The organism is Limibacillus sp. (genome assembly GCA_037379885.1).
GTDB lineage: Bacteria > Pseudomonadota > Alphaproteobacteria > Kiloniellales > CECT-8803 > JARRJC01.
Genome location: JARRJC010000012.1, coordinates 40815 through 49511, shown reverse-complemented (window position 1 = coordinate 49511; position 8697 = coordinate 40815). Strand labels below are relative to the sequence as shown.

General features: G+C 66.0%; 10 protein-coding genes. 6 read left to right on the top strand and 4 right to left on the bottom strand.

Features of this window, described 5'->3' with window-relative positions; translation table 11 throughout:
* Positions 1-178: 178 nt before the first annotated feature.
* The 3 genes from P8X75_06100 to P8X75_06090 all read right to left on the bottom strand — a co-directional run bounded on the left by P8X75_06100 (position 179) and on the right by P8X75_06090 (position 2884).
* Positions 179-454, bottom strand: coding sequence for a hypothetical protein (locus tag P8X75_06100; GenBank protein MEJ1994775.1), 276 nt, complete (start codon positions 452-454; stop codon positions 179-181).
* Positions 455-607: 153 nt separating this feature from the next.
* Positions 608-2035, bottom strand: a complete 1428-nt coding sequence (locus P8X75_06095) for an FAD-dependent oxidoreductase (protein ID MEJ1994774.1) — start codon at positions 2033-2035, stop codon at positions 608-610.
* A 66-nt stretch (positions 2036-2101) separates the two neighbouring features.
* Positions 2102-2884 carry a TVP38/TMEM64 family protein gene (locus P8X75_06090; GenBank protein MEJ1994773.1) on the bottom strand — a complete coding sequence of 261 codons (783 nt, stop codon included), beginning with the start codon at positions 2882-2884 and terminating at the stop codon, positions 2102-2104.
* A 272-nt stretch (positions 2885-3156) separates the two neighbouring features.
* On the opposite strand from P8X75_06090, the gene rpmH reads away from it, so the two are divergent.
* Genes rpmH through argB form a run of 6 tightly spaced genes read left to right on the top strand, consistent with a single transcriptional unit; the run spans position 3157 to position 7464 of the window.
* Entirely contained in the window at positions 3157-3291 is a 135-nt protein-coding gene (gene rpmH / locus P8X75_06085) for a 50S ribosomal protein L34 (GenBank protein MEJ1994772.1), read from the top strand.
* Positions 3292-3296: 5 nt separating this feature from the next.
* Positions 3297-3713 (top strand): ribonuclease P protein component, encoded by a 417-nt coding sequence (gene rnpA / locus P8X75_06080; GenBank protein MEJ1994771.1) that lies wholly within the window; start codon positions 3297-3299, stop codon positions 3711-3713.
* On the top strand, positions 3710-4021 hold the full coding sequence (gene yidD / locus P8X75_06075; protein MEJ1994770.1) for a membrane protein insertion efficiency factor YidD: 312 nt from the start codon (positions 3710-3712) through the stop codon (positions 4019-4021). The genes rnpA and yidD overlap by 4 nt, the downstream gene beginning before the upstream one ends.
* Positions 4021-5799 carry a membrane protein insertase YidC gene (gene yidC, locus P8X75_06070; protein ID MEJ1994769.1) on the top strand — a complete coding sequence of 593 codons (1779 nt, stop codon included), beginning with the start codon at positions 4021-4023 and terminating at the stop codon, positions 5797-5799. Before yidD ends, yidC begins: the two co-directional genes overlap by 1 nt.
* A gap of 24 nt (positions 5800-5823) precedes the next feature.
* Positions 5824-6510, top strand: coding sequence for a ribosome biogenesis GTP-binding protein YihA/YsxC (yihA, locus tag P8X75_06065; protein MEJ1994768.1), 687 nt, complete (start codon positions 5824-5826; stop codon positions 6508-6510).
* A 45-nt stretch (positions 6511-6555) separates the two neighbouring features.
* Complete coding sequence (argB, locus tag P8X75_06060; GenBank protein MEJ1994767.1) at positions 6556-7464, top strand: acetylglutamate kinase; 909 nt, start codon at positions 6556-6558, stop codon at positions 7462-7464.
* Between the two features lie 21 nt (positions 7465-7485).
* On the opposite strand, the gene rmuC is transcribed toward argB, so the two are convergent.
* Positions 7486-8613 (bottom strand): DNA recombination protein RmuC, encoded by a 1128-nt coding sequence (gene rmuC / locus P8X75_06055; protein ID MEJ1994766.1) that lies wholly within the window; start codon positions 8611-8613, stop codon positions 7486-7488.
* Positions 8614-8697: the final 84 nt, after the last annotated feature.

Genomic DNA, 8697 nt, shown 5'->3' with positions numbered 1-8697 from the left:
CCCTTCGCCAGAGGCGGCAAGCTTAAGCGCTTTTCCTTCATGAGGCCGATTTATACCACGCAGGGCGCAAAAAAGCGCCGGTCGAAAGATGATCGCTTTCGGCCGGCGCTTCTTCGAGAGAGACGCCCGGGCAAAGGGGCTTAAAGGCCCCTACACCCGGCGCGTCCGGGGAGAGCGGTCAGTTGTTGGTCGCCGCGCAGGGGTTGCAGGGGTTGCAGCCGCCGCAGGGGTTCTTCTTCACAGCGCAGGGGCTGCAGGGATTGCAGGGGTTGCAGCTGGCGGCCGCGCAGGGGTTGCAGGGATTGCACGCCGCCGCGGCGCAGGGGTTGCAGGGGTTGGCCGCGCAGGACGCGACCTGCACCGAGGTGTAGTCACGGGCCTGGGCCTCCGGCAGAGCCGCAGCGCCGGTGGCGAGAGTGACGACGGAAAGAGCGACAGCAGTTTTCTTGAACATGAAATGAACCTCCTCGTTCAGGGGACCCTCCGAACCGCCGGAGGCTCCTTGATGCCTGTCTAGAAACTGGCTGTTTTCTGAGGTTGGAGCCACTCACGTTCCCGGTTTCTGAAACAACTTAGCGTGACCAATGCTCGCAAAAGCGTGAGCGGATCACCCGAGTTTCAGAAGCCAGCGCACCAGTGTCTTGGTGCGCCCGGAGAAGAGCTTGGGCGTATAGAAGGAACCGGCGCCGCGCTTGCTGACCTCGCCGAAGGTCGGATAGGGCGCGATCATCGTGGCCAGCTTGCCGATCTTCTGGCCGCCGTGAATCGCCAGGATCCAGGGTTGGATCAATTCGCCCGCGCCGGGTCCCGCGATGGAGCATCCCAGGATCTTGCCCTTGGGGGTGACGATCGCCTTCAGAAGGCCGTCCGTCTTGCGCTCGGCCTGGGCCCGGTCGTTCTCGGCGAAGGACCAGCGCAGCACCTCGAAGCGCTCCCCCTTGTCGCGCGCCACGGCCTCGGTCATCCCGACATGGGCCAGCTCCGGATCGCTGTAGGTGACCCAGGGGAAGGCGGAAAGGCTGACGCGGCCCGGCAGCCGGAACAGGAAGTCGCGGATGAAAAGCGCGCCGCCGTAGCCCGCCATGTGGGTGAACTGCGGGTTGCCCCCGACATCGCCCAGCGCATAGACCCGCCTGTTGGAGGTCGAACGCTGCCGCTCGTCCACCGTGACGCCGCGCCGGTCGTACTTCACGCCCGCCTTCTCAAGATCGAGGCCATCGGTCGTCACCTTGCGGCCGGCGGCGACCAGCAGGTGGCTGCCGGTGATCGTCTCGCTCGTCTCTCCCGCCTCGACGGAAACCGTTATCCCAGCGCCGCTCTTCTCCACGGCGACCACCTTCGCGCCTTCGTGAATCTCCACGCCGTCCGCTTCCAGGTGCGCGCGCACCACGGCCACGCATTCCGGGTCGTCCTTGGGCAGGATGCTGGCCATCTCCAGCAGCGTCACCTTGCTGCCCAGACGGGCGAAGGACTGGGCCAGCTCGCAGCCGATCGGACCGCCGCCCATGACGATCAGGTGGTCGGGCTGCTCGCGCAGATCGAAAAGGGTCTCGTTGGTCAGGAAGGACACGCCGTCCAAGCCCGGCACAGGCGGCACCATGGGCCGCGAGCCGGTCGCCACCACGAAGCGCTTGGCCGTGATCTCCTTGTCCCCGGCGATCACGGTCTTCTCGTCCTTGAAGCGGGCCCAGTCGCGCAGGACCGTGACGCCCAGCCCCTCGAAGCGTTCCTGGGAATCGACCGGGGCGATGCTGGCTATCACGTCCTTCACGTGATCCATGACGGCCGGAAAATCCACCTTGGGCGGATCGTAGGTGACGCCGAAGGGAGCCGCTGCTGAGCCTGCGTGAGCCGCTTTGGCCGCGGCGATCAGCGCCTTGGAGGGAACGCAGCCGACATTGAGGCAGTCGCCGCCCATCTCCCCGCCTTCGATCAGCACCACCTTGGCGCCGAGCTGCGAGCCGCCGGCGGCCACCGTGAGACCGGCGGAGCCGCCGCCGATCACGCAGATATCGCAGTCAATCCTGTCGGCCATGCCGCAACCCTCTTTTTGTCTGGTCGGCCCGGTCAGCGCCGGGCCTTCATACTATCAGGATAACCGTCACGCCTTGGCGTTGCGGTTCTTGAAACGACGATAGGCGACCGGCAGCAGCGCCAGCGCCGACAGCGCCAGAAGCGGGAGCAGGACCTGCGGGTCGAAGATGATGCCGAAATCCGGCGTCTCGCCCCGGTCCAGCAGGCTGCCCAGCCCGGCGCCGACGGACGCGTAGACGAAGGTGCCGGGAATGATGCCCGCCAGCGTGCCCAGGACATAGGTCCTCAAGGGCACGCCCAGCAGGGCCGGGACGATGTTGACCAGCCAGAAGGGGAAGATCGGAACCAGACGCAGCACCAGCAGGTAGCTGAGCGCGTTTTCCTGGAAGCCCTTTTCCATGCGGTCGAGATAGCCGCCGGCCCGCGCCCTCAGCGCCCCGCCCAGCGCGCTGCGTGCCGCCAGGAAGACCGCCGTTGAGCCAAGAGTCGCCGCCAGGACAGTGAGCGATCCGCCGATCCAGGTGCCGAACAGAAAACCGCCGGCCAGGGTCATGATGGTGCCGCCGGGAATCGAAAAGGCGATCACCACCGCATAGATCGCCATGAAGGCGAGATAGGTAAGCGCGCGGTTCTCCGCGACCTGCATCTGCAACCAGTCGCGGTTGTCCACCAGCGTTTGGTAGGACAGGAAGCGGTCGAGGTCCAAAGCGAAGAAAGCAACCAGCCCGGTCAGCAGAATTCCCACCGGAATCAAACGCTTGACGCTCAGGCGACGCTTGGGAGCAGGCGGCAGTTCGGTCTCTCCCGCCTTGCTCTTGGTCTCCTCGACGGGATCGCGCATGACCGTCATCCTTTCAATCTCCCCACCTGTTGCAAAGCCCGGTCTTGCGAGCCCCAGGCTATGTAACATCGCGGGCGATAACACCCCATTCACCTTACAGTGAGCCCCCGGTGACCGTGAAGCGCCGGCGCCCTGCGACAAATTCCCTTTGCAAAAGCCTCCTGGCGTCGTTGACAGAGGCGCTTGGCGTGCTTATACAGCCCCCTTCAAACACGTAGAGAGGCGGCCCGGCGAACCCTTGGCCGCCGCTCGCTTTATTTAGACGAAGACGGAGACGACAAGTGAAGCGCACCTATCAGCCGAGCGTGCTGGTCCGCAAGCGCCGTCATGGCTTCCGCGCGCGTAAGGCCACTGTTGGTGGCCGCAAGGTTCTCGCCGCGCGCCGTGCACGGGGTCGCAAGCGCCTGTCCGCCTAAAAGAGATGCCGGGGCCCCTCGGGCGGCTCAAGAAGCGGTCCGAATTCCTGCGCGTGGCGGCCTCGGGCCGTAAATGGGTCACGCCGGGCTTGATTCTTCAGGCCCGAAGGCGCAATCCCGAACCGCAGGAAACGCCGCGCCAAGGGGGTCGAGACGTGCCATCCCAAGAGCAGATCCGCGTAGGTTTCACCACCAGCCGCAAGGTCGGCCCGGCGGTGGACCGTAACCGCGCGCGCCGCCGCCTGCGCGCCGCGGCCGCCGAGGTTCTGCCCGCCAGCGGCCAGCCCGGCACGGACTACGTGCTGATCGGGCGCAAGGCGACCCTGGGCCGCGCCTATCCCGCCCTGGTGGCCGACCTGCGCAGCGCCGTGGAACGTCTGGCCGAGCGCGAGCGCGGCCAAGCGGGAGCCGGGGTGAAATGATCGGCTTTCTGCGCGCCCTGCCCGCCCGCCTTCTGATGGGCCTGATCCTGGTCTACCGCTATTCGCTGGCCTCCATCATGGGCCAGCGCTGCCGCTTTGCCCCCAGCTGTTCGGAATACGGACTGGAAGCCGTGCAGCGTCACGGTGCGATCAAGGGCGGCTGGCTGGCGGCGCGGCGCATTGCGCGCTGCAATCCCTGGGGCGGGTCCGGCTACGACCCGGTGCCTCTGCCCCTGGCGGACAAGCCCGCGGAACACCATAACTGCAAGCACCAAGAAACTGACAAGCCTCGAGGAGCCGAAGCCTGATGGACCAGAAGAACATGATCATCGCCATCGCCTTGTCGGTGGCCATCATCTTCGGTTTCCAGTTCTTCTATGAACTGCCGCGCCAGCAGGAGGCCCAGCAGCTGGCCCAACAGCGCGCCGCGAGCCAAGAGTCCAGCGTGCCGACCCCGCAGCCCGGCGGTGAGACTTCACCGGGCGGGGTCGCGCCCGCGCCCGGTAGCGAAGGCGCAGAGGTGACCGGCCAGAGCCAGGAAGAGATCCTCGCCGCCGACCCGCGCCTGGAAATCCGCAGCGACAAGCTGGTCGGCTCGATCCGCCTGACCGGCGGGCGCATCGACGACCTGATCCTCAGCAACTACCGCCAGGAACTGGACGAGAACAGCCCGCCGATCCGCCTGCTGCATCCCGCGGGCGGCGGCCAGGGTTACTTCGCCGACATCGGCTGGTCGAGCGCGGACAGCGCGATCACGCTGCCGAACAACGACACGCTGTGGCAGGCCGAGGGCGGCCCACTCACGCCCGACAATCCCGTCACGCTGACCTGGGACAACGGCCAGGGCCTGACCTTCGAGCGGCGCTACGCGCTGGACGAAGACTACATGTTCTCCGTCACCCAGCGCGTCACCAACGACAGCGGCCAGACGGTGTCGCTGGCGCCCTACGGCCTGGTTTCGCGGCGCGGAACGCCGGAGATTTCCGGCTTCTACATCCTGCATGAAGGTCTTCTGGGGGTCTTCGACAGCACCTTGAAGGAGGTCGACTACGACGACCTGGTCGAAGAGGGGCGGATCGAACAGACCTCCACCGGCGGCTGGCTGGGCATCACCGACAAGTACTGGCTGGTCGCCCTGGTGCCGGATCAGTCGGTCACCTATTCCTCGCGCTTCGTCCATTCGGGCGGCGAGGGCGCGGAGGCCCGCTATCAGGCCGACTATCTGGAGCCGGTGCAGGAGATCCCCGCCGGCGCCAGCGCGGAGGTCACCAACCGCATCTTCGCGGGCGCCAAGGTCACGACCCTGCTGGACGACTATCAGGATCAGGGCGTGGACCGCTTCGAGCTGGCGGTGGACTGGGGCTGGTTCTACTTCCTGACCAAGCCGATCTTCTACGCGCTGCACTGGTTCCACGGCATCTTCGGGAACTTCGGCATTTCGATCCTGGCGCTGACGGTCATCATCAAGCTGATCTTCTTCCCGCTCGCCAACAAGTCCTATAAATCCATGGCCAAGATGCGCAAGCTCGCCCCTGAAATGCAGGAGCTGCGCGAGCGCTATGGCGACGACAAGCAGAAGCTCAATCAGGGCATGATGGAGCTCTACAAGAAGGAGAAGGTGAACCCGCTTTCCGGCTGTCTGCCGATCCTGGTTCAGATTCCGGTCTTCTTCTCGCTCTACAAGGTGCTCTTCGTCACCATCGAGATGCGCCATGCGCCCTTCTTCGGCTGGATCCAGGACCTCTCGGCCAAGGATCCCACTTCGGTCCTGAACCTCTTCGGCCTCCTGCCCTACACGGTTCCGGACCTGGGACCGCTGGCGATCCTCTCGATCGGCGTCTGGCCGTTGATCATGGGCTGCACCATGTGGTTCCAGCAGTTCTTGAACCCGGCGCCGCCGGACAAGACCCAGGCCATGATCTTCCAGCTCATGCCGATCTTCTTCACCTTCATCCTGGCGGGCTTCCCCGCCGGTCTGGTGATCTACTGGACCTGGAACAACACGCTTTCGATCCTGCAGCAGGCCGTGATCATGAAGCGCCAGGGCGTCCCGATCGGGCGCAATCCGAAGAAGCGCACGAGCTAGCTCGCGAAAGGGGGAGCTGAGGTCATGGACCCCGATCCCGCCAAGGTCGGAACCGCGCCGGGCGAAGCCCAGCGCGCCCATGGCCGCTGGCTCTTTGCGCAAGACTGTCAGTTCATGATCGCCGCCGCCGGGCTCGACCAGCTGCCCGAGAGCGACCTGCCGGAGATCGCCTTTGCGGGCCGCTCCAACGTCGGCAAGTCCTCCCTGGTCAACGCGCTGACCGGGCGCCAGACGCTGGCGCGCACCTCCAACACGCCGGGGCGCACCCAGCAGCTCATCTTCTTCGATCTGGGCGGGCGCCTGCGGCTGGTCGACCTGCCCGGCTACGGCTACGCGCGCGCCGACAAGAAGAGCGTTTCCGCCTGGACCCGCCTGACGCGCGCCTTCCTGAAGGGCCGCCCGTCCCTGCGCCGCGTCTGCCTTCTGATCGACGCACGGCATGGCCTGAAGGACAGCGACCGGGAGGTCATGAAGGAGTTGGACAAGGCCGCCGTCTCCTATCAGCTGATCTTCACCAAGGCCGACAAGATCACCCTGGAGGAGCAGCAGGCGCTGCTCGCCAAAAGCAGCGCAGAGGTGGCTCGCCATGTCGCGGCCTATCCGGATATGGTAATGACATCCGCCTTGAAGGGCTGGGGGATCGAGGAGCTGCGCGCGCAGCTCGCGAGCCTGTCCGAAGGCGCGCCGCCCGAAGAGCCGGAGCGGCTCTAGAAGCGAAGAAGACTTAGAATGAGGGGAGCGGGAGGCCAGGAGCCCATGACGCAGAAATCCATCAGCGAGACCAAGCACTGGCTGCGCACGGCGGAGACCATCACCGAGGCCCTGCCCTTCATGCGCCGCTACGCCGGGCGCTCCTGCGTCGTCAAGTACGGCGGGCACGCCATGGGCGACGACCAGCTCGCGCGCATCTTCGCGCGCGACATCGTCCTGATGAAGCAGGTCGGCATCAATCCCATCGTGGTGCACGGCGGCGGCCCGCAGATCGGCAAGATGCTGGAGCGGCTGGAGGTGAAGTCCGACTTCGTCGACGGCCTGCGGGTCACCGACCAGAAGACGGTGGAGATCGTCGAGATGGTGCTGTCCGGCTCCATCAACAAATCCATCGTGCAGGCCATCTCCGAGGCCGGCGGCACCGCCGTCGGGCTTTCCGGCAAGGACGGGAACCTGATCCAGGCGACCAAGCTGCGCCGCACCAAGCGCGACGAGAACTCCAACATCGAGAAGATCCTCGACCTGGGCTTCGTGGGCGAGCCGACCAAGGTGAACCCGCGCATCCTCACCGATCTGGAGCAGGCCGGGATCATCCCGGTGATCGCGCCGATCGGCATGGGCGCCAACGGAGAGACCTACAACATCAACGCCGATACCGTCGCCGGGGCCATCGCCTCGGCCATGGGCGCTTCGCGCTTGCTTCTGCTGACCGACGTCGTCGGGGTGCTGGACAAGGAAAACAACCTGATCCCCGACCTGACGGTCGAGCAGGTGAAGGCGCTGCAACAGGACGGCACCATTTCCGGCGGCATGATCCCCAAGCTGGAGACCTGCGTCAGCGCCGTTCAGAACGGCGTCGACGCCGCCGTGATCCTGGACGGCCGCGTGCCCCACGCCATGTTGCTGGAGATCTTCACCGACCGCGGCATCGGCACGCTGGTGAAGGAACGCTAGAGCCGCGCCTTACGCCCTGCCTTACACCCTGCCGGTCGGCGGCGTGATGGCGGGCGCGCCGCCCTCCTCCTCCATGTCCAGCTCGCTGATCTTGTCGCCGCGTCCGGCGATCTTGTCCGAGGAAATCTTGATCTGCCGGATGTCGTCGGTCGCCTGAGAGAAGTGGCGGTCCAGCTTATCGACCCGGTCGCCCAGGCGCGCCACGTCCTTCATGAGAAGCCCGATCTCGCGCTGGAGCACATGGGCCTGCTCGCGCATCTTCACGTCCTTCAGGACGGCCCGCACGGTGTTGAGCGTCGCCATCATGGTGGTGGGCGAGACGATCCAGACCCGCTGGCGGTAGGAGGCCTCCACCACATCGCGGAAGTTGGCGTGCAGCTCGGCGTAGACCGCTTCGGAGGGCAGGAAAAGCAGCGCCGATTCCGCCGTCTCGCCGGGAATGATGTACTTGGCCGCGATGTCCGAGACGTGCTTGTCCAGCGCGGTCTTGAAGGCGCGGCGGGCGGCGAGGCGCTCGCTCTCGTCGCGGGCGGCCCTCAGCTGCTCGTAGCTCTCCAGCGGGAACTTGGCGTCGATGCCGATGGACCCCGGCGGGTTCGGCAGCTTCAACAGGCAGTCCACCCGCACCCCGGTGGAGAGCGTCGTCTGGAAGGAGTAGACCGAGGGCGGCAGGGTCGCCGAGACCAGATCGTGCAGCTGCACCTCTCCGAAGGCCCCGCGCGCCTGCTTGTTGGAGAGGATGTCCTGCAGCGAGACCACCTCCTGCGACAGCTTGGTGATGTTCTGTTGGGCGTTGTCGATCACCGCCAGGCGCTCGCCCAGCTTGGTCAGGGTCTCGTTCTGGCGGACCGCCTGTTCATTGAGGCGCTGGCCGACCCGCTCGCCGAAGCTGGTGAGACGCTGTTCCACCAGCTGGCCGATGGTCCGCTCCTGCCCCTGCAGGCGCTCGGAGATCTGATGCTGGCTGGAGGTCAGGCTCTCCGCGAGCTGCGCCAGCCGCCCGGCCATCTCCGCCGCCTGGGCCTGCTGGGCCGCCTCGGCCCGCCGCCCGCGCCCGGACGCGATGATCCAACCGGCCAGAATTCCGGCGAAAACCGCGGCCAGAATCACCAGCAGCGTGGTTTGGTCAATGTCGAGCGGCAGTTCCATGCCTAGAAACTAACAGCCGCGCCCGAGTCGCGGGTGCTTGACGCTCGCCCTTCCCCGCAATACCTAAAGGTCCAGCACAAGAAC